Origin of the sequence: Pseudomonas sp. WAC2, from assembly GCF_030403525.1 — a bacterium.
GTDB classification, from domain to species: domain Bacteria; phylum Pseudomonadota; class Gammaproteobacteria; order Pseudomonadales; family Pseudomonadaceae; genus Chryseomonas; species Chryseomonas luteola.
Genome location: NZ_JAUEPD010000006.1, coordinates 23892 through 44116 on the forward strand (window position 1 = coordinate 23892; position 20225 = coordinate 44116).

Below are 20225 nucleotides of genomic sequence, written 5' to 3' on the forward strand. Positions count from 1 at the left end.
AGATCGGGTGCATCGTGTACCCAACATTACAGGTATAAACATGAGCGAAAGCTTCGCAGAACTCTTTGAAGAAAGTCTGAAATCCCTCGACATGCAACCGGGTGCCATCATCACAGGTACTGTGGTTTCCATCGATGGTGACTGGGTAGTTGTCGACACTGGCCTGAAATCTGAGGGTCTTGTTCCGCTCGAGCAGTTCTACAACGAACAAGGCGAGCTGACCATCAACGTGGGCGATGAAGTCCATGTGGCTCTCGATGCCGTGGAAGACGGTTTCGGCGAAACCAAAGTGTCTCGCGAGAAAGCCAAGCGCGCTGAGTCCTGGCTGGTCCTGGAAGCTGCGTTCAACGCTGACGAAGTGGTCAAGGGTGTTATCAACGGTAAGGTCAAGGGTGGTTTCACTGTTGACGTTAGCGGCATCCGTGCTTTCCTGCCAGGCTCCCTGGTTGATGTCCGTCCTGTGCGTGACACTGCCCACCTGGAAGGCAAAGAGCTAGAGTTCAAGGTCATCAAGCTTGACCAGAAGCGCAACAACGTTGTTGTTTCTCGCCGTAGCGTTCTTGAGGCTGAGAACAGTGCCGAGCGTGAAGCGCTGTTGGAGTCCTTGCAGGAAGGTCAGCAGGTTCGCGGTATCGTCAAGAACCTCACCGACTACGGTGCGTTCGTTGATCTGGGCGGCGTAGATGGCCTGCTCCACATCACTGACATGGCATGGAAGCGTATCAAGCATCCTTCCGAAATCGTTAATGTTGGTGACGAGATCGACGTTAAGGTTCTGAAGTTTGATCGCGAGCGTAACCGCGTATCCCTGGGCCTGAAGCAGCTGGGCGAAGACCCATGGGTTGCTATCAAGGCGCGTTACCCAGAAGGTACACGTGTTCAGGCTCGTGTTACTAACCTGACTGATTACGGCTGCTTCGCTGAGCTGGAAGAAGGCGTTGAAGGTCTGGTACACGTATCCGAAATGGATTGGACCAACAAAAACATCCACCCGTCCAAAGTCGTACAGGTTGGCGACGAAGTGGAAGTTATGGTTCTGGATATCGACGAAGAACGTCGTCGTATCTCTCTGGGTATCAAGCAGTGCCGTCCGAACCCATGGGAAGAGTTCTCCGGTCAGTTCAACAAGGGCGATCGTATCTCCGGTACTATCAAGTCCATCACTGACTTCGGTATTTTCATTGGTCTGGATGGTGGCATAGACGGTCTAGTTCACCTGTCCGATATTTCTTGGAACGAGCCGGGCGAAGAAGCCGTACGCCGCTTCAAGAAGGGTGATGAGCTGGATACCGTTATCCTGTCCGTTGATCCTGAGCGTGAGCGCATTTCTCTGGGCATCAAGCAGTTGGAAGACGATCCGTTCTCCAGCTACGCTGCTCTGAACGAGAAGGGCACCATCGTTCGTGGTACTGTGAAGGAAGTTGACGCCAAGGGCGCCATCATCACTCTGGGCCATGAGATCGAAGGCGTTCTGAAGGCTTCTGAAATCAGCCGTGATCGCGTTGAAGATGCGCGTAACGTTCTGAAGGAAGGCGACGAAGTTGAAGCCAAGATCATCAGCATCGATCGTAAGAGCCGCGTGATCAGCCTTTCCGTCAAATCTAAGGATGTTGACGATGAGAAGGAAGCGATGACTTCCCTGCGTAACAAGCAGGAGCCGAGCGCAGGCCCGACTACTATCGGTGACCTGATCAAGGCGCAGATGGAAAACCAGGGTTAATCACCTTAGGTTTTCTAAGAAAAGGGTGGCTTAGGCCACCCTTTTTTATTGCCTGAAAAAAGCTTCTCAGATCTAAAGGGTTGTATGTCTAGCGTCAAATAAATTTACAGCCTTTTGTTGGCTACATGCTTTTCAAAGCCAAGCGGTCATGCTAAAAGAGTTAAAAATGATCTAGCCGCTTGAAAAAGAAGGAAAATTCCATGACCAAGTCGGAGTTGATCGAACGTATCGTTTCGGAGCAGGGGCAGCTGTCATCTCGCGATGTTGAGCTGGCTATCAAGACAATGCTTGAGCAAATGGCTCAAGCGCTTTCAACCGGAGATCGTATTGAAATACGAGGCTTCGGCAGCTTCTCTTTGCATTATCGTTCACCTCGTACAGGTCGAAACCCTAAGACAGGAGAGTCTGTAACGTTGGATGGGAAATATGTTCCGCACTTTAAGCCAGGTAAAGAGTTGCGAGATCGTGTCAATGAGCTGGAGTAATCTTGGTAGCGTTAAAGCTTGATGGGGTAGACCATATCGCAATGCTCCATTACGGATAAAGAGACGCAAGATTTGTCCGCCTTATATCTGTAAGTTGTTTAGTATCTCAAACGCGACACAGTAGGCGGGGTGCGTCATGTTGTCAGCTGTTTAAGCCACGGAATTTATAGCGAGTGTCTAGCCTTGGCTCTTTATTTATAGTCTTCGAATCGCATTGGCGCGGAATACTATGAGTTCTAAATTTCAAAATTCTGAGTCCAAGCGAACAATTTGTATCTAATTGCAAAGACGGTGTGCAGCGAGCCATTCTAGGATTTTTGCCATGGTGCGCTGATGTATCACCGTATCCTATTATTAACTAATAACTTTACTAAACAATGTTGCTAATTGGCTACTGCTCTCATCAAGACTTTTAACTATCTATCCAAGACTAGATTAAGGCTGATTTTATCGATTTTTTATCGTCTTGGAGAAATTCTTGAGGTTTGGTGGTAAGCGGGACTATTGCAAAATTTGAGCACTCCGCTAGGGCGATGAATAGGCATATTATTATTTTATAAGGCTTAGTTTATTTTGCGGGAGGTAAAAAGCTTACCTTTAATATCTGGTAGTGAATGCAGAATATGTACTTTAGCTTTTAATAAAGAATGTATTTGGATTGTTTTGAGTAAGTGTGTTTTTGTTTAAGATGTTTTGCATGAATACCTTGTTTTAAAATAAAAAGGTAAATATGAAGCTTGTGTCTTGGTTATTTAGATCCTGGTTATAGATTATATGATTTAAATTAATTTAAATATAAGCAGCGATTTTTTTGTAATGTGTTTTCATTTGATGGCTTTTGATTTATTTATATGCCGCTGATTGCATGCGTAAGCTAATATGGATCATAAATCTTTGATCTTTTTTAAGTGATAATTTGGCTTCTTGTTTTTGATTATTAGTTTATTTCAAGGTGAAAATATTTTATTTTCACTGATTCATAATTATATTTTTATATAATTTTCGAAAGATGAGTTTTATAAAGTAAAATTCATTAAAGAAAATGGATCGAGTGGTAATCCGTTTCGCCAGTCTAATTAAGGCAGGTGTTCTGATTTCATAAGTGCCAAGAGTTTTATAATTTTCTTCAGGGGCATTTTCTCGCAAAACATCCTGCTTGATAAGAAGATAATGTATTGGGTCGAAACGCTCTTTATATGGTGATAGGATTGGCTTGTAATTCTTTAAGAACCTAGGCTGGCTTGAATATTTGCCAATTTCCTCCAAGGCTATAAGGGGCTTCTGTTTTATAATTTCGGTCTGCTTGTCTTCAAATTCATGGGTGTCCGCTTTCGAGAGTTGCTGTGCTGCTAGCTCTATTTTTCATTCTGTCTAATAAAGACATTGATGGCGCGGCTGTCATTTTTATCTTTTTCTAGATAAGGCGCGTTTTCATAAATCTAGCGGTCTGTTCGCAGTTAAATTGTTAAGCTCCGCCTATTTCAATATATTTTTTAGTAAAGAAAGTCACCAAGAAGCCCGTTTTTTGTACAGCAGTACATAAATGTCTTGAGTTCCAGTATCCAGTTTTTCAGGGTTTTGGCTATTGCTAGGTAGAATTCATTCGGAAACTAATTATATCATAGGTGGCTGCATGTCTTTTAATGTACTGGTTATAGCTTGAATAAGTCAGTTCGCTTATGTGTCTAGCTGCAATAATAAGCGAAATATTAGAACTGTACTGCTTTAGCGTGCATAAGGGTTCGGCTAAGGAGCTCCTTTTCTACAGAGGAAAAATGTTCACAAGACAGCAGCAGTTGATCCTTTTCACTGCTAGCTCTACTTAATCGCTGTTTGATTTTGGCTTCTATACGCGCTTTGCAGAACGCTTTGGGGCAGCCATAGAAAATGACATCGCATTACCGCCTCGTATCGTTCGAAAGTCGCCATCAGCTATAGTTGCAGGATAAGTCATGTTTTCGAACGTGCCGCTCAGCTCCAATTGTTCGAAGCAGCTCTGAAGGCGAGAGCTGCCAGTTTTATCCATTCCAATATAAAGAAATATATTTTTGAATTTCATATCAGGCCTCTATAAAATGCGGCACGCTTCCAGCCGAAAAACACGTTCCCGCCAAACGGGCGTGAATACATAAGCTGCCTAAATTCGTCTACTTGGTGACCGTCTAGATCCTGAGCGAGGCTTTCAACATCGCGAGCGATAAACATCCCCCGATAAAGCCCGTCAAGCTTTATTAGTGGCATGCCAATATGATGCAGAAAGATATTATTTTGATGAATCTGCGAGCCTCTGGAGAATGTTTCGACAAAGTGGGCTATCGCTTCTATACAGATGGTTTTATAAACGTCATCGTATGTTAGGTCTAAATCTTCCAAGTGCTTATAAACGAAGCCTGCTAAGGATCTAGTAGACATAACGAAGTTCATCCCAAAATCTTCAATCTCATTGCTTTTAACGTCTTTGCCCCATAAGCGCATCAGCTTATGGTTGCTATAAAGATATTTTTTTGTAAGCCCTTTTACCATGATTCCTGAAGAATACGTGGGCCAGGGTAAAAGCTCGGATGCTCTGGATAGCGTAACCAGGCTGTCGATTAGGTCTGTGTGAGTTTCCAGGACTTTGGCAATACGTGTTGAGTCGTACAGCGCCTTGAACTGATCAGGTGACGTCACTACTCGCTTTAATGTCTTGGAAAGTACCATTTCCCCGCGCTTGATGACATCTGGTCGTACATCGGTCAGCTCGTAGTTCTTCCAATAATTTTGAAATACTTCGTTATTGAGTATCTTTTTATCAAGGGCTATACAGAATGAGCCAAGATGATGCTCTATTTCAAAGTTTTCAGTTGCACCCAGTGCTTCTATTTTGCTCTCAAGCATTTCCTCCAAGAATTTATCGATATGCTTGGAGCTGAAAAATATGCTGTCATTGATCATAAGAAGGCGAGGGCAGTCTTTCTGCATGCCTCTCCTGAAAAGGTGCTCAAAACCAGTTTTATAACTGCCGAAGTCCCGGCCGTAGTTATGCTTGTCAATGTAGCAATCAATGATGTCTTTGTGCTTTTCTATATTGGTTATTTTTAGTGTGTTAACACAGATCGTATATATGCCTTGTTTCTTCGCGCTTTGAAGAAGGCCAATGACGTCATTTCTTAGAATGCCTTTCTCGTATAGTGCGAGGAGCATTATTTTTTGCCCTTCATAAGGCTTGTCTAAAATAATTTGTTCTTTGAATTTTTTTGACTTTTTCCAGTTCTGATATGATTGAAGCTTTAAGTAGTTATTTGCTGCTTGAAATACCAGCGTGTTTAAAATTTTGCTCAAGAGTCGCATTTAATACATCCGTCCTGGTTGACTGCTGTATAGCCTAATATTTATATAAATTATGTTAAATGATAATGAGCAGGGTTTTCTGCTAGAGGCATGGCATTCATTCAGCTGAAATATGCTTCTGTAACATCTTTTGCAGGTCCAATCATCTTTACTGTTCTATGCTCCAACCAGATGGCATGGTTGCATACTTTTTCAATTAGCTCCCGCGAATACCTGGCTATGACCAGAATCTTGTTGGCGCTGATCATTTCCTTGATTCTTGCCTCCCCCTATGTTAAAAGCCTTCGTCCTCTGCCGAAAGCCACTCATCCATGAGCAGAATTTCCGGCCTAAATATTGCCGAAGGCCAGTCTCATGGTGCCGGTCATCACGCCCATACTAACTGTTAGCCAGAATGGACCTAGTGCAGATCTCTTGTAGCGTTGTCTTACATCCTGCCATCCCAGAAGGCCGAGAGGTGATGAACATTTAATCGATAAATAGATATCGTTGAGTGCTGAAGAATTGCCTAGATGCATTGAGTTAGTACCATCCTCATTATTGGGCATGAGTTTTGTGACCGAGAGACCAGTTAAGATTGTTCCTAGCAAACTCTGTTGCTGGAGTTATCAAACAAATATAGATGGTTAACTTACAGCATCATCCGGTTGGAAACTGGTCTAGTGTCGCACCAACTGGCTGGACGGCAGAGTATCTCTTAGGCGCATACGGTGAAAAGATGCAGGCAAAAATAAGAAACGTGTTGCAGTTCTCACTAATAAGGTGTCCGTCACCTTTTTTGAATAATTTTCTTGCCGGGCTTTGGTCACTCTCTCCAATCTTTAGGCTTGCTTTGCATCATTATTAAGAAAGCCTGATAGGTCATACCCGCTCGGCTATGACTGATGTGTTGCGCTTGTTTGCTTCTAGCCGGTCATGGCTTTTGCGGCAGGCTTTACTTGGAACAATTTACGCCTTTCTCTATCAAAGGGCAGCAACACAGATATGGTCCGGATACTAGGGCGGACGGAAAATTTAGGTCAGGATGATGCTGAAGGTAATAGTTGCGGTCGTTGTTACGTATCATCCCGACATGGTAGCTCTCTATAGGCAGCTGACGCTAATTGCTCGTCAAGTTCATGCTATCATGCTTGTGGATAATGCATCGCTTGGCGTCGAAGAACTCGATGAACTTTCTGAAATCGCGCAAGTTCATCAATGTGAAAGCAATGTGGGTATTGCCAAGGCTCAGAATATCGGTATTCAAAAAGCAATAGTAGCAGGCGCTGACGGGATCATTTTTTTCGATCAGGACAGCGTGGTGCCTGAAGGTATGATCGCTTCGCTTAGCCAAGAGTTCGATAGGCTATCGCTTAGACATCGAGTTGGCGCTGTCGGTCCAATTTATCGGGACTCCGAGCTTGGTTTCTACTATCCTGTTATTCGGATCGATAGATTAGGTTTAGTGCGGAAAATCATTCCATCAAGCGCCTCTGAACCTATACAGGTATCTTGTTGTATTTCTTCAGGCACTTTGGTTCCTGTTCATGTTCTGAATGATGTGGGTTTATTACAGCAGGCACTGTTTATTGATTATGTTGATACGGAGTGGTGCCTGCGTGCCGTCTCGAAGGGGTACGAGATTTTTGTAGTCCCCGATGCCCTGATGGAGCACAAAATTGGGGACGACACCTTGTCCTTTGGTCGCTGGAAAGTGCCTGTCCATTCGCCGTTCCGCCGTTATTACCGTCTACGTAATGTTTTTATCCTTGCGGGGTTGAAGCATATTCCTATCCTTTTAATTGTTAAGGAAGGAGTGCAAGGGATATGTCACCAACTAATACTTGTTGCAACGCAAAAAGGCAGTCGGCTCGCCTATGCCAGGGCGGGAGTCAAAGGGCTGCTCGATGGCCTGAAATTATGTGCAAGTAGGCGGTTTGTAAATGATGCTTAGGCGGCCGCGGTTCGCCGTGGCGCTTGCAGCTTACAACGGCATGCTTTGGATTGACGACCAGCTTTCTAGTATTCTCGAGCAGCGGCATGTAGATGTCGTCGTATTTATCAGTGTCGACATCTCGTCTGATAAAACATATGAGCATGTACTTTCGCTTGCCTCTAAAAATTCTCGCATATGTGTTTTGCCACAGATCGAGCGGTTTGGCGGGGCAGCCAAGAACTTCTATCGCTTGATACGCGATATAGACATTTCTGGATTTGACTATCTGGCCTTGGCTGACCAAGACGATATCTGGCTTGAGAATAAATTGATTAGAGCTCACCAAGTACTGATCGAACGGCAAGCTGAGGTCTATTCGGGTAATGTCTTGGCATTTTGGGAGGATGGTCGGCAACGTCTGCTGGATAAGGCGCAGCCAATGCGCGCTTATGATTACCTTTTTGAGGCGGCTGGTCCCGGATGTTCCTACGTGATGGGTAGGGCCTTTGCTCAGCGTTTACAAGCGTTCATGGAAGAAAATTGGTCGGCTGTCAATGAGGTCGCGCTTCATGATTGGCTCATTTACGCGTATGGTCGTAGCTCTGGGGCGCAATGGTGTATCGATTCGTGGCCTTCTGTTCTGTATAGACAGCATGGAGGTAATGTTGTGGGAGCCAATGTAGGTGTCCGCTCAGCCTTGAGCCGAATCAAGCGCATAAAAGGTGGGTGGTACCGAGACGAGTCGCGGAAGATCATCCGCTGTCTTGGTCTAGAAGATACACCGGGTATCGCCCATATCGTCTTAAAGAAAGAACGTTTAAGCGCGATTCGTTTACTGGTTGAGGTCAATAAGACTAGGCGGAAGCTAACGGATCGGATCGCTTTAGCTCTCTTCATATTGCTAGGGCTGTACCGGTAGATGGCTAGAGTTCTGGTAACCGGGGCAGCCGGCTTTGTAGGCTCTAATCTTGTCTCGGCGTTAAATCAGCAGGGACATGAGGTTGTGGCAATGTCTCGTATGACAATCGAGACTGCAAGCGATCTTGTACAGCCCTGGCAAGCGGATTTTACAAGTCTGGATGCTAGTGCTTTTCGACGCCATCGTGTCGAGAGTGTCGTCCATTGCGCGGCTAAGGTTCATGCCATGCACGAAAAGCCAGGGCAGGGGCTGGGTGAGTACCAGCGGGTAAATGTCGACGGAACGATGAAGCTTGCGCGTCTGGCGGCTGCCCATGGGGTGCGACGGTTTGTCTTTGTCAGCTCGGTAAAGGTCAACGGTGACGAGACGGTACCCGAACAACCTTTTTCTCCCTTAGACGCACCCCAGCCTTCCGATGCCTATGCCATTTCAAAATGGACTGCCGAACAGCAGCTTATGGAGCTGGCAAGAAATGGAGTAATGGATGTCACCATTATTCGTCCGGTACTGGTATATGGGCCAGGCGTAAAAGCCAATTTTCTTACTATGCTACGTTGGTTAGACAAAGGCATTCCATTGCCGTTGGGTGCTATCGATAATCGTCGCAGCCTGGTTTCGGTCAACAACTTGGTGGATTTCATTTCAACATGCCTTTTTCATCCGGCTGCTGCCGGTCAGACCTTTATGGTGAGTGATGGAGAAGATCTTTCTACTACTGAACTGCTTAAGCGCCTAGCCCGATTTTTAGAGCGTCCCATAAGGTTGATTCCTGTACCTCGAGGATTGGTAGAGGTTGGTGCAACCCTTCTGGGGAAGGGTGCGTTATCTCAGCGAGTATGCCGCTCTTTGCAAGTCGATATTTCCAAGAGCCTTGATATCACCGGTTGGCGGCCGCCTGTAGCTGTGAACGATGCTCTCCAAGCTACTGCAATTGATTTTTTGAGAAGCAAGGAAAGCTAATGACGCTATTTTTGGCTGTCTGCACGGTCGTCGCGTCTTGGGCTATGACACATTACGTTCGGCGTTATGCGTTAAAGGGACATCTTATGGATATTCCTAGTGTGCGTAGCTCTCACTCTATTCCTACGCCCCGGGGTGGTGGCTTAGCTATAGTTATCGTGTTTTCTATCGCCACCTTGGTCTGGCAATTTATTGGCGCCAATCTCTATTGGACGGATCTTGTCGCGTTGCTCGGTGCGGCATGTGGCGTTGCTCTAATTGGTTTTATTGATGACCATGGTCATATTGCGGCCAGGTGGAGGCTGCTCGGGCATTTTGCTTGCGCTGCTTGGGGGCTCTGGTGGTTGCAAGGATTTCCAACGGTCATGATTAATAATACGGCTATTAACTTTGGCTGGTTGGGCAACGCGTTTGCGTTGTTTTATCTGGTCTGGCTGCTTAATCTCTATAATTTCATGGATGGGATTGATGGCATTGCAAGTGTCGAGGCGATTTGCGTAGGAGCAGGCGGTGCCGCTCTATTCTGGATTACCGGACACGGTGCCATTGCATGGCTCCCGTTGCTGTTAGTGGCTGCCGTCTTAGGCTTTTTGATTCTGAATTTTCCGCCCGCTAGAATTTTTATGGGGGACGCGGGCAGTGGGTTTTTAGGAATCATTTTAGGATGTCTTTCTATCCTGGCTGCACGGCTTGATCCGGCTTTTTTTGTGGCATGGATTATCTTATTAGGTGTATTTGTAACGGATGCCTCCTTTACGCTGTTTCGTCGCTTGCTCAGAGGCGAAAAGGCTTATGAGGCTCATAGAAGTCACGCATACCAGTCTGCTGCACGCTTTCATAATGGGCATCGCCCCGTCACGTTGGCCGTTCTGTTAATCAATACTATTTTGCTTATACCTACGGCACTTTTGGTTGGTACAGGTTATCTATCGGGAGTTATAGGCGTGGCTTTTGCCTACGTTCCCTTGATCTTTCTTGCCGTTCGTTATGAGGCAGGAAGGCCGGAAAGCCCTCGATAGATCATATTGGTAGGATTGGTAAAGGATTTGAGGGAGCTGTAGTTATGCTACGCGAGCGATTAGTCAGCTTAAGTCGTCGTAAAAAGCGTATTGTTCAAATAGCTACAGATCTGATTCTGATCTGGGTCGCTTTATGGCTCGCCTTCTTCATACGTCTTGGATCCTCTGAAAGTATCGAACCCTTTAGTGGTCACGCCTGGCTGTTTGCTTCGGCTCCAGTAATATGTATCCCACTGTTCATCCGCTTTGGTATGTACCGTGCAGTCATGCGTTACTTGGGCTATGACGCAATGATGGCTATTGCCAAGGCTGTTACGCTTTCGGTGTTAGTGTTGTCCCTAGTGATCTACTGGTATCAGGACAAGCCCGAGATTGTTCCAAGGTCGATGATCTTCAACTTCTGGTGGTTGAGCTTGTTCATGATTGGCGGGCTACGCTTGGCCATTAGACAGTACTTTCTCGGCGATTGGTATGCGGCATTGACCAGTGTTCCCTTTATGCGCCAGCAGACTGGACTGCCTAGGGTCGCGATTTATGGGGCTGGCTCGGCTGGTAATCAGTTAGTCGCTGCACTCCGTGCGGGGCGTGCAATGCGACCTGTTGCGTTCATCGATGACGACAAGAGTATTGCCTGTCGTGTTATTGCTGGACTTAAAGTTTACCGCCCTAAACATATTCAGCAGATGCTCAACGAAACCGGGGCGGAAGAGGTATTGTTAGCTATCCCTTCATCTTCACGTGCTCGCCGGCGTGAGGTATTGGCTCAGCTGGAACCTTATCCTTTGCATGTTCGTACTGTTCCGGGTATTACCGATCTGGCTAGCGGCAAAGTCAAGGTCGAGGATATTCAGGAAGTTGATATTGCAGACTTGCTCGGACGGGATCAGGTTGCACCGAACCAGGCGCTTTTTGAGCGTTGTATTCGCGGTAAGGTTGTTTTAGTCACCGGAGCGGGTGGATCGATTGGCTCTGAACTATGCCGCCAGATTATGGGCCAGGGTCCATTAGGGCTAATTCTATTCGATCACTCGGAGTTTAATCTCTATAGCATTCATCAGGAGTTGGCGGGTGCTATAGAGCGCGAATCCTTGCCCATTTCTCTAGTTCCGATTCTAGGGTCGGTGCGCAACAATAAACACTTGCTGCACATTTTGAGGTCATGGAAAGTCAATACTATTTATCATGCCGCTGCGTACAAGCATGTTCCTATAGTTGAGCACAATATTGTCGAAGGCGTGCTGAACAATGTATTCGGTACCGTTAATACTGCGGAGGCGGCCATTCAGGCAGGCGTCGAGCACTTTGTTTTAGTCTCCACTGATAAGGCTGTACGACCGACGAATGTGATGGGGAGTAGCAAGCGGCTTGCAGAAATGGTGCTACAGGCCTTGAGTCAAGAATCTGCTCCAACACTGTTTGGAGAGCAAGGTGCAATTCATCGGGTCAATAAGACGCGCTTTACCATGGTTCGTTTCGGTAACGTCTTGGGGTCCTCTGGCTCTGTAATACCGCTGTTTCGCGCGCAAATTCGCAAGGGCGGTCCGGTAACCGTGACGCATCCTGGTATTACACGTTTTTTCATGACCATTCCCGAGGCGGCTCAGCTCGTCATTCAGGCGGGGTCCATGGGTGCAGGAGGGGATGTATTCGTACTTGATATGGGTGAGCCAGTCAAGATCGTGGAGCTGGCGGAAAAGATGATCAATCTCTCGGGTATGACAGTCCGTTCGGAGAAAAATCCCCACGGAGATATTGCCGTTGAGTTCACTGGTCTGCGCCCGGGGGAGAAGCTCTACGAGGAGCTGCTGATTGGTGACAACGTCTTGCCTACAGAGCATCCAATGATCATGCGGGCTAGTGAGGACTTCGTGTCTTGGGATGCCTTCAAGCTAATGCTGGCTGATCTAAAGTCAGCGGTGCAGGCAGATGATTATTCTCGCATAAGGCAGTTATTGCGCGAAACCGTAGCGGGATATGTACCACAGGGCGAGATCGTCGATTGGTTATACGTACAAAGCCGTCGAGACAGATGATAAGTAGCTCGTGTTAACTATCCTTTCGCCTTTATTGAGTACGTAAAATAAAATATAGATCAGCATAGATGCAATTAAGAACATTTTAGGAAAAATTTTTTGACGATGAGCACATTGAGTTAAGTTTTTCTTTCTTCGCGGAAACTTTTCTAAGTCAAAGCTGTTTAAGTCAGGTCTTGATGGCGGGTGGTGCTATTCATCAGCCTTAGGGCTTGCGTTCTAAATTTAAGGAACGAGACGCCTGTTGAGCTGTATTGGCTGCTTAACAGGAATTTATGATTTTTTAGCTGTGCCTTGCGCGTTTTGCTAACTGGCGCAGGCGTTTAAAAAGGCAGGTTCAGGATGAAAGTGCTGGTAACTGGTGGTGCGGGTTTCATTGGTTCTGCAGTGGTCCGTTTTTTGATCAACGAGACGAATTGTAATGTGGCAAACGTCGACAAACTGACTTACGCAGGCAACCTTGAGTCGCTAAATGAAGTCGCGTCATCTGATCGGTATGAGTTTCATCAGGTCGACATCTGCGATGCACCTGCCCTAAAAACTGTCTTCGATTCATTTCAGCCCGATGCGGTGATGCACCTTGCTGCCGAGTCACATGTGGATCGCTCTATCGAAGGGCCGGCTGAGTTCATTCGGACCAACGTTTTGGGGACCGGAACTATTCTAGAAGTGGCTCGTGCCTATTGGTCTGGGCTCAATGCCGACCGGAAAGAAGCGTTCCGCTTCCATCATATTTCTACAGATGAGGTGTTCGGCGATCTGCATGGCACGAATGACTTGTTTACCGAAACGACACCTTATGCGCCAAGCTCCCCTTATTCAGCCAGCAAGGCAGGCAGTGACCATTTGGTACGCGCGTGGGGACGCACCTATGGATTGCCGGTGCTGATCACTAATTGTTCGAATAACTACGGACCGTTCCACTTCCCGGAAAAATTGATTCCTCACGTTATTCTGAACGCCATGCATGGCAAGCAGTTGCCCGTATATGGTGACGGCTCACAGATCCGTGATTGGCTGTTCGTTGAAGACCATGCCCGTGCGCTCTACACCGTTGTAACCAAGGGTGTTATAGGTGAGACCTATAACATCGGTGGGCATAACGAAAAGCGTAACTTGGAAGTGGTAGAAGCTATTTGTGATTTGCTCGAAGAGTTGGCACCTGAAAAGCCAGCCGGTATCACAGCCTACCGCGATTTGATTACTTTCGTGAAAGACCGGCCAGGCCATGACCTGCGCTACGCGATTGATGCCAGCAAGATTGAGTCGGAGCTTGGTTGGGTTCCTCAGGAAAGCTTTGAAACAGGGCTACGCAAAACTGTTCAATGGTACCTTGACAACCGTTCCTGGTGGCAGCGCGTTCTTTCTGGTGCTTACCGTCTCGAGCGATTGGGTGAAGCTGTTTGATTTTCAGCCAGGGTTAGTAAGTTTATATCCTTAAGCCTATATCGATTGAGAGGGATACCTAATGAAGAAATATAAAGGGATATTGCTGGCGGGTGGTTCAGGAACCCGTTTGCACCCAATCACGCTTGGAGTTTCGAAGCAGTCACTGCCTGTCTACGATAAGCCGATGATTTATTATCCTTTGTCGGTGTTAATGCTGGCCGGTATTCGAGAGATTCTCATAATCTCTACACCGACAGACTTGCCGGGCTTCAAGCGCATGCTGGGTGATGGTAGTCAATATGGTATCGAGCTTAGTTATGCGGAGCAGCCAAGTCCCGATGGACTAGCTCAGGCGTTTATAATTGGATCCAAGTTTGTTGGTCAGGATAATGTCTGTCTTGTTCTGGGTGACAACATATTTTATGGTCAGCATTTCAGCGAAACACTTATAAACGCTGCGTCTCGTGAACAGGGCGCAACTGTATTTGGTTATTACACTGCTGATCCAGAGCGTTTCGGTGTCGTTGAATTCGATGAAAATGGCAAAGCCATCAGCATCGAAGAGAAGCCTAAAAAGCCTAAGTCCAACTATGCAGTGACTGGTCTTTACTTCTACGATAACGACGTACTTGAAATTGCAGCCAATATCAAGCCGTCACCCCGTGGTGAGCTTGAAATTACCGATGTCAATAATGAGTACTTGCGTCGTGGCGATTTGAACGTTTCCGTTCTTGGCCGCGGCTTCGCTTGGCTTGATACCGGGACTCATGATGCGTTACTGGAGGCTGGGCATTTTGTCCAGACCATCGAAAAGCGTCAGGGCCTAAAGGTTGCCTGCCTTGAAGAGATCGCCTTTCAGAAGGGGTGGGTTACTCGCGAGCAGGTAGCGCTGCAGGCCGAGGCCCTGAGCAAGACAGGCTATGGTCAATATCTGGCCCGCTTGATTGCAGGAGATCGATGATGGAAGTGATCGATACGATCATTGCAGACGTAAAGATCATTCAACCGCGAGTCTTTGGCGACTCGCGGGGGTTCTTTTTAGAAACGTTTCAAGCCGATCGCTATGCGGAGCTGGCAGGCATAACGTTGCCTTTTGTGCAGGACAATCATTCACGCTCAACGAGAGGTGTGTTGCGTGGCCTGCATTTTCAGCGAAGCCGTCCGCAAGGAAAGCTCGTTCGTTGCGTGAAAGGCGAAGTGTTGGATGTGGCTGTTGATATCCGCCAGGATTCGCCTACGTTTGGTCGCTGGGTTGCGGAAATTCTTTCTGAAGATAACAAGCGGCAGCTTTGGATTCCGCCAGGGCTTGCTCATGGTTTCGTTGTTCTTTCTGAGACAGCGGATTTTGAATATAAATGTACTGACTATTATGATCCTTCCGCTGAAGGATGCTTGATCTGGAATGATCCTGATTTGGGTATTGACTGGAAGATCTCTGATCCTCAGTTGTCAGCCAAGGATGCTCAAGGCCTACGCTTGGTGGAGCTTTATAAATGAGAGTCATGGTCGCAGGGGGAAATGGTCAGGTAGGACAATGCCTGATTGATCGCTTGAGGCGCAGTGACTTGGCGTGGGAGGCGCATGGTCGTGCCACGTTGGACATTGCAGACGAGCGCTCTGTGGCCGAGCACCTGCAGCGTTTCAAGCCATCTGTGCTGATAAACGCTGCAGCCTATACTTCAGTTGACAAGGCGGAAATGGAGCCTGATGTGGCGGCACGCGCCAATATCAAGGGTCCTGCTACGCTAGCCAAGCTTTGCCGTGAGCATGGCTGTTCGATACTACATATCTCTACCGATTATGTATTTTCGGGCGATGCTTCCGTTCCGTATACACCTAATGATCCCGTAGGGCCATCAGGTGTATACGGGGCGACCAAGCTGGAAGGCGAGTATCGTATTCAGGATGCCTGTCCAAATCATGTCATCATGAGAACGGCTTGGGTGTTTAGCGAGCATGGAAATAACTTTATGAAAACCATGCTCCGTCTGGCCTCGGAGCGAGACAAGCTACAGGTAGTAGATGATCAGCAGGGGACGCCAACTTATGCGGGACATATTGCAGATGCCTTGCTTTTAGTGGCTAATCGTATCTCCACTATTGATGATTCCAGGTTATTTGGTCTCTACCATTATGGGGGTAGCGATGCTGTTACCTGGTGTGGGTTCGCGCGGTATATTCTTGATGTTGCGCTTGAGAAAGGGCTTATCAATAAGCTTCCCAAGGTGAATGGAATTACGACTGCTGACTTTCCTACACCAGCGCGTCGTCCCTCCTATTCGGTGCTGGACAGCACGTTGCTTAAGAAACGGTTTGGTATTGATCCAAGCGATTGGAAGGCAGGGGTTAATGACTCCCTTAATGCATTGATAGCTGCGAGCGCTATTCGCGCGAAAAATGCGCCCAATCAGGTAAGTGCGTAGCAGTAATATGTAATGCTGCCAGTAGTTAGCCTTTTTGATAAGGCGTGAGTGGTTGGTAGCATATGCATTTAATTTGGAGCGAGGCCAAGGATACAGGCTTAAACTCTTCTGTAGTTGAACGTCAATTATGCGCTTGGAAAAGGATGTCTATTTATGCGCGCACTTCTATTATTTCGTATTGCCGTCTGTTTTACTCATTTTACGCTCACTTCTGTTGCCTATGCTGAGACGTACGGTGATCCGCTGCATTACCAGTTACCTAAACCCATGCCTATCGCGCGAACCTCTCCAGAGGTGTCCAGATCTTTTGGGTCTGTTTCCTCCAGTAAGGTTAATATCAACACGGCAGATGCCGCTACGCTGGACAAGGGACTTAAAGGTATTGGAGCTGCCAAGGCGAAAGCTATCGTTGATTACCGTAATACGCACGGCCCGTTCCAGGCTATTGACGAGTTGATAGAGGTAAAGGGTATCGGCCCCGCAATTCTGGAAAAGAATGCTGATGTCCTGACAATCAATTGACAAAGCCGTGCTTATAGCTAATGGACTGTAGCTATTCTTTTGGCACAAGATAGTTATCTCGCCGCGTCTTATTGATTGCGTTTTTTGCAAGGTGTCCAAACCATCTCCTCTCCTAGGCGCCTGGCCTCAATCCAAGGCTAGGCTGCCCTCGCCCAAAAGCCTTTCTGGCCTGTTAATTGCTCTAGCCTTGTTAGTGATTGAAACCTGGCGCCAAGCCGGTTTTGTCAGCCAATTTCAGCTGACAGACAAAACTTGGCATCGCCATTGCTACATCAAGGTATAGCTAAAAGCGCGGCGTCAAAAATCCGCGCTGGTTGGAGGGTGAAATGGTTCAAGGTGTTGAGTTCAATCGTTTAATGCTGGAGATGCGCTCCATGCAGACAGAGGCAATGGCGCGAAAGCCCGTTGCGAGCCCTGTCGGTGTTGAGGGTGCTGCAAATGTTCCCAGCTTTCCGGATTTACTTGGACAGGCTGTCCGTAAAGTCAACGAGACGCAAAAGGTTTCCAATGAGATGGCCACAGCGTTCGAGCTTGGTCAAGGCGGCGTCGATCTGACGGAAGTCATGATTGCCTCGCAGAAAGCTAGCGTTTCCTTCCAGGCCATGACCCAAGTCCGTAACAAGATGGTCCAGGCCTACCAAGACATTATGCAGATGCCTATCTGAGGATAGATTGAATGGCCGACACCGCCCTCAATAATCAGGTTCCCGCTAAGGTAGACGCCTCTGGCGCATCCAAGAAGCCTTTTCCGGGCCTGGGCTTTCTAGACAACCTGTCTGAAATGCCGATCTTGCGTCAGGTAGGCCTTATGGTTGGCTTGGCTGCCAGCGTTGCCTTAGGGTTTGCAGTAGTGCTGTGGTCACAGCAGCCTGATTACCGTCCATTGTATGGCAGCATGTCAGGCCTGGATGCCAATCAGGTAGTTGAAGCACTGACTTCAGCCGATATCAATTACAAGGTTGACCCTAATACCGGTGCCTTGTTGGTAAAGGCGGACGATCTGGGCCGTGCTCGCTTGAAAATGGCCAGCGCTGGCGTAGCGCCTACTGACGGTATCGTTGGTTTCGAGCTGTTGGACAAGGAGCAGCCTCTGGGAACCAGCCAATTCATGGAAGCGGCAAATTACCGTCGCGGCCTTGAAGGTGAATTGTCTCGTACGATTGCCAGCTTGAATGGCATTAAAAGTGCACGTGTTCACTTGGCGATTCCGAAGAGTTCTGTATTCGTACGGGATGAACGCAAGCCGACGGCTTCGGTTCTGGTCGAGTTGTATCCAGGCCGTACCTTGGAAACTGGGCAAGTAATGGCGATCGTTAATCTGGTTGCTACCAGTGTTCCAGAGTTGACGAAGTCTCAGGTAACGGTAGTCGATCAGAAGGGACAGCTGCTGTCGGATCAGCTGAACCAGTCTGAGTTCAGTGTTGCAGGTAAGCAGCTGGATTATACGAACCGCATCGAAAGCACATTGACTCAACGTGTGCAAAACATGATGCAGCCAATCGTAGGAAACGGTCGCTTCAAGGCAGAAGTATCGGCAGATGTAGATTTCAATGCGGTTGAGTCAACGTCCGAGCAGTTTAACCCTGATCAGCCTGCACTGCGCAGCGAGCAGATCAATACCGAACAGCGTCAAACTGCCGGCGGCGGGCCGCAGGGTGTGCCGGGAGCGTTGTCGAATCAGCCACCTGGACCAGCCACTGCACCTGAGAACGCAACAGCGGCGGCGGGTGCTAACTTCACGGCACCGGGTCAGCCGATTCGTGACCCTAATGATCAGTTCATTACTGATCCGAAGACAGGTCTGCCGGCGACAGTGCCTTATCCGACAGACAAGCGTGACCAAAGCACACGTAATTATGAGTTGGATCGCAGTATCAGCTACACCCGCCAGCAGCAAGGTCGAGTACGTCGTCTCTCTGTAGCGGTAGTGTTGGATGATCAAGTGAAATTGGATGCAGCGACAGGGCAGGTAAGTCATACGCCCTGGAGTGCGGATGACCTGGCTCGCTTTACTCGCCTGGTGCAAGACGCGGTAGGTTTCGATGCAAGTCGTGGTGATAGTGTTAGCGTGATCAACGCTCCCTTTGCTCCGATCGCTGCTGATGATGTGGAAAGTATTCCCTTCTACTCGCAGCCCTGGTTCTGGGATGTCGTTAAGCAAGGTCTGGGTGTGCTGTTTATCCTGGTCCTGGTGTTTGGTGTCCTGCGCCCTGTTCTGAACAACCTGGCAGGTACCAACAAGAGCAAGGACTTGGCACTGGCTGATGGTATGGGTGGTGCTGGAGATTTGGCGGGTAGTGGAGCGGGTGGCCTGGGTGGTGGTGATCTGGCCGATGACAAGGTAAGTCTGGCAAGTCCTGCAGCGCTGATGTTGCCTGGACCTAGCGAAAACTACGAAGTACAACTCAATGCCATCAAGCAATTGGTGACTGAAGACCCGGGCCTGGTTGCCCAAGTTGTGAGGGACTGGATCAATGCCGACGAGTGAATTCAACAGCATGAGCAATGTCGATAAAGCCGCTGTTCTGCTGCTCTCCCTGGGTGAGGCAGACGCTGCCCAGATCCTGCGTCACCTGGGCCCGAAAGAAGTACAGCGCGTCGGTACTGCGATGGCTCAAGTGCGTAACATTAGTCGTGACCAGGCCGAGCATGTACTGGGCAACTTTATCGAAGTGGTAGGTGAGCAGACCAGCCTGGGTGTAGGCACTGACGGTTATATCCGCAAGATGCTGACCCAGGCCCTGGGCGAAGACAAGGCTAACGGTCTGATCGACCGGATCCTGTTGGGTGGTAATACGAGCGGCCTGGATAGCCTCAAGTGGATGGAGCCTCGTGCGGTCGCGGATGTCATCCGTTACGAGCACCCACAAATCCAGGCGATTGTAGTGGCTTACCTGGATGCGGATCAGGCTGCCGAAGTTCTGGCGCATTTTGATCAGAAGATTCGGTTGGACATTATCCTGCGGGTGTCTTCGCTGAATACGGTCCAGCCAGCAGCACTGAAAGAATTGAATATGATTCTGGAGAAGCAGTTCTCGGGTAGTGCAAGCTCCGCCCGTACGACGCTGGGTGGCGTGAAGCGTGCAGCCGACATCATGAACTACCTGGATAGCGCGGTTGAGGCTCCGCTCATGGACGCTATTCGCGAAGTGGACGATGCGCTGTCTGCTCAGATTGAAGACCTTATGTTTGTCTTCGGCAACTTGGTCGATGTGGATGATCGGGGTATTCAGGCGCTGCTGCGTGAAGTCTCGTCCGATATCCTGGTCCTGGCGCTCAAGGGCGCAGATGATGGGATCAAGGACAAGTTCTTCCGTAACATGTCCAAGCGGGCAGGCGAGTTGCTGCGTGATGACTTGGAGTCCCGTGGCCCGGTTCGTATCTCCGAAGTGGAGGGGGCGCAGAAGGAGGTTATCGCAGTGGCCCGCCGTATGGCTGAGGCTGGCGAGATCGTCCTGGGTGCCAAGGGCGGCGAAGAAATGGTGTAAATCATCAAGTGGGTTTTGAGCC

16 protein-coding genes are annotated in these 20225 nt (G+C 48.2%); 15 read left to right on the forward strand and 1 reads right to left on the reverse strand.

The features are described 5' to 3' along the window. The first annotated feature begins 40 nt into the window (after positions 1-40). Positions 41-1720 (forward strand): 30S ribosomal protein S1, encoded by a 1680-nt coding sequence (gene rpsA, locus QWJ10_RS14045; protein ID WP_010797902.1) that lies wholly within the window; start codon positions 41-43, stop codon positions 1718-1720. Between the two features lie 200 nt (positions 1721-1920). After that, positions 1921-2205 carry an integration host factor subunit beta gene (gene ihfB, locus QWJ10_RS14050; RefSeq protein ID WP_289927301.1) on the forward strand — a complete coding sequence of 95 codons (285 nt, stop codon included), beginning with the start codon at positions 1921-1923 and terminating at the stop codon, positions 2203-2205. 2055 nt (positions 2206-4260) lie between these two features. Here the strand turns inward: ihfB and QWJ10_RS14055 are convergent. Continuing rightward, positions 4261-5535: a rhamnan synthesis F family protein gene (locus QWJ10_RS14055; RefSeq protein ID WP_289927305.1), complete on the reverse strand. Its 1275-nt coding sequence runs from the start codon at positions 5533-5535 to the stop codon at positions 4261-4263. Between the two features lie 1024 nt (positions 5536-6559). Between QWJ10_RS14055 and QWJ10_RS14060 the strand changes: the two genes are divergently transcribed. The 13 genes from QWJ10_RS14060 to fliG all read left to right on the forward strand — a co-directional run bounded on the left by QWJ10_RS14060 (position 6560) and on the right by fliG (position 20203). Then, positions 6560-7468, forward strand: coding sequence for a glycosyltransferase family 2 protein (locus QWJ10_RS14060; RefSeq protein WP_289927307.1), 909 nt, complete (start codon positions 6560-6562; stop codon positions 7466-7468). A 16-nt stretch (positions 7469-7484) separates the two neighbouring features. After that, positions 7485-8369 (forward strand): glycosyltransferase, encoded by an 885-nt coding sequence (locus tag QWJ10_RS14065; RefSeq protein WP_289927310.1) that lies wholly within the window; start codon positions 7485-7487, stop codon positions 8367-8369. Further along, positions 8370-9329, forward strand: a complete 960-nt coding sequence (locus QWJ10_RS14070; protein WP_289927312.1) for an SDR family oxidoreductase — start codon at positions 8370-8372, stop codon at positions 9327-9329. Then, positions 9329-10348 (forward strand): glycosyltransferase family 4 protein, encoded by a 1020-nt coding sequence (locus QWJ10_RS14075; RefSeq protein WP_289927314.1) that lies wholly within the window; start codon positions 9329-9331, stop codon positions 10346-10348. Before QWJ10_RS14070 ends, QWJ10_RS14075 begins: the two co-directional genes overlap by 1 nt. A 44-nt stretch (positions 10349-10392) precedes the next feature. After that, complete coding sequence (locus QWJ10_RS14080; protein WP_289927316.1) at positions 10393-12381, forward strand: nucleoside-diphosphate sugar epimerase/dehydratase; 1989 nt, start codon at positions 10393-10395, stop codon at positions 12379-12381. Between the two features lie 342 nt (positions 12382-12723). Continuing rightward, a complete protein-coding gene (gene rfbB / locus QWJ10_RS14085; protein ID WP_289927319.1) occupies positions 12724-13788 on the forward strand; it encodes a dTDP-glucose 4,6-dehydratase in 1065 nt (354 codons plus the stop codon). Between the two features lie 61 nt (positions 13789-13849). Further along, positions 13850-14731, forward strand: a complete 882-nt coding sequence (gene rfbA / locus QWJ10_RS14090) for a glucose-1-phosphate thymidylyltransferase RfbA (RefSeq protein WP_289927322.1) — start codon at positions 13850-13852, stop codon at positions 14729-14731. Beyond that, positions 14731-15267 (forward strand): dTDP-4-dehydrorhamnose 3,5-epimerase, encoded by a 537-nt coding sequence (gene rfbC / locus QWJ10_RS14095; RefSeq protein ID WP_010797915.1) that lies wholly within the window; start codon positions 14731-14733, stop codon positions 15265-15267. Before rfbA ends, rfbC begins: the two co-directional genes overlap by 1 nt. After that, positions 15264-16193, forward strand: a complete 930-nt coding sequence (gene rfbD, locus QWJ10_RS14100; protein ID WP_289927323.1) for a dTDP-4-dehydrorhamnose reductase — start codon at positions 15264-15266, stop codon at positions 16191-16193. The genes rfbC and rfbD overlap by 4 nt, the downstream gene beginning before the upstream one ends. Positions 16194-16346: 153 nt before the next feature. Further along, entirely contained in the window at positions 16347-16715 is a 369-nt protein-coding gene (locus QWJ10_RS14105; RefSeq protein WP_256680589.1) for a ComEA family DNA-binding protein, read from the forward strand. A 326-nt stretch (positions 16716-17041) separates the two neighbouring features. Next, the gene (fliE, locus tag QWJ10_RS14110) at positions 17042-17380 is read left to right on the forward strand and encodes a flagellar hook-basal body complex protein FliE (protein ID WP_010797918.1); all 339 of its coding nucleotides are present in this window, start codon (positions 17042-17044) and stop codon (positions 17378-17380) included. Between the two features lie 11 nt (positions 17381-17391). Further along, a complete protein-coding gene (gene fliF, locus QWJ10_RS14115; protein ID WP_125887910.1) occupies positions 17392-19203 on the forward strand; it encodes a flagellar basal-body MS-ring/collar protein FliF in 1812 nt (603 codons plus the stop codon). Further along, positions 19190-20203: a flagellar motor switch protein FliG gene (gene fliG, locus QWJ10_RS14120; RefSeq protein WP_010797920.1), complete on the forward strand. Its 1014-nt coding sequence runs from the start codon at positions 19190-19192 to the stop codon at positions 20201-20203. Before fliF ends, fliG begins: the two co-directional genes overlap by 14 nt. Positions 20204-20225 lie beyond the last annotated feature (22 nt).

Bases quoted from the DNA above. Each gene is read 5' to 3' on its own strand.
- rpsA (WP_010797902.1), top strand. From the start codon at position 41: ATGAGCGAAAGCTTCGCAGAACTCTTTGAAGAAAGTCTGAAATCCCTC.
- rfbC (WP_010797915.1), top strand. From the start codon at position 14,731: ATGGAAGTGATCGATACGATCATTGCAGACGTAAAGATCATTCAACCG.
- QWJ10_RS14055 (WP_289927305.1), bottom strand. From the start codon at position 5,535: ATGCGACTCTTGAGCAAAATTTTAAACACGCTGGTATTTCAAGCAGCA.
- rfbB (WP_289927319.1), top strand. From the start codon at position 12,724: ATGAAAGTGCTGGTAACTGGTGGTGCGGGTTTCATTGGTTCTGCAGTG.
- fliE (WP_010797918.1), top strand. From the start codon at position 17,042: ATGGTTCAAGGTGTTGAGTTCAATCGTTTAATGCTGGAGATGCGCTCC.
- QWJ10_RS14105 (WP_256680589.1), top strand. From the start codon at position 16,347: ATGCGCGCACTTCTATTATTTCGTATTGCCGTCTGTTTTACTCATTTT.
- QWJ10_RS14075 (WP_289927314.1), top strand. From the start codon at position 9,329: ATGACGCTATTTTTGGCTGTCTGCACGGTCGTCGCGTCTTGGGCTATG.
- fliG (WP_010797920.1), top strand. From the start codon at position 19,190: ATGCCGACGAGTGAATTCAACAGCATGAGCAATGTCGATAAAGCCGCT.
- fliF (WP_125887910.1), top strand. From the start codon at position 17,392: ATGGCCGACACCGCCCTCAATAATCAGGTTCCCGCTAAGGTAGACGCC.
- rfbA (WP_289927322.1), top strand. From the start codon at position 13,850: ATGAAGAAATATAAAGGGATATTGCTGGCGGGTGGTTCAGGAACCCGT.
- QWJ10_RS14080 (WP_289927316.1), top strand. From the start codon at position 10,393: ATGCTACGCGAGCGATTAGTCAGCTTAAGTCGTCGTAAAAAGCGTATT.
- QWJ10_RS14060 (WP_289927307.1), top strand. From the start codon at position 6,560: ATGATGCTGAAGGTAATAGTTGCGGTCGTTGTTACGTATCATCCCGAC.
- rfbD (WP_289927323.1), top strand. From the start codon at position 15,264: ATGAGAGTCATGGTCGCAGGGGGAAATGGTCAGGTAGGACAATGCCTG.
- ihfB (WP_289927301.1), top strand. From the start codon at position 1,921: ATGACCAAGTCGGAGTTGATCGAACGTATCGTTTCGGAGCAGGGGCAG.
- QWJ10_RS14070 (WP_289927312.1), top strand. From the start codon at position 8,370: ATGGCTAGAGTTCTGGTAACCGGGGCAGCCGGCTTTGTAGGCTCTAAT.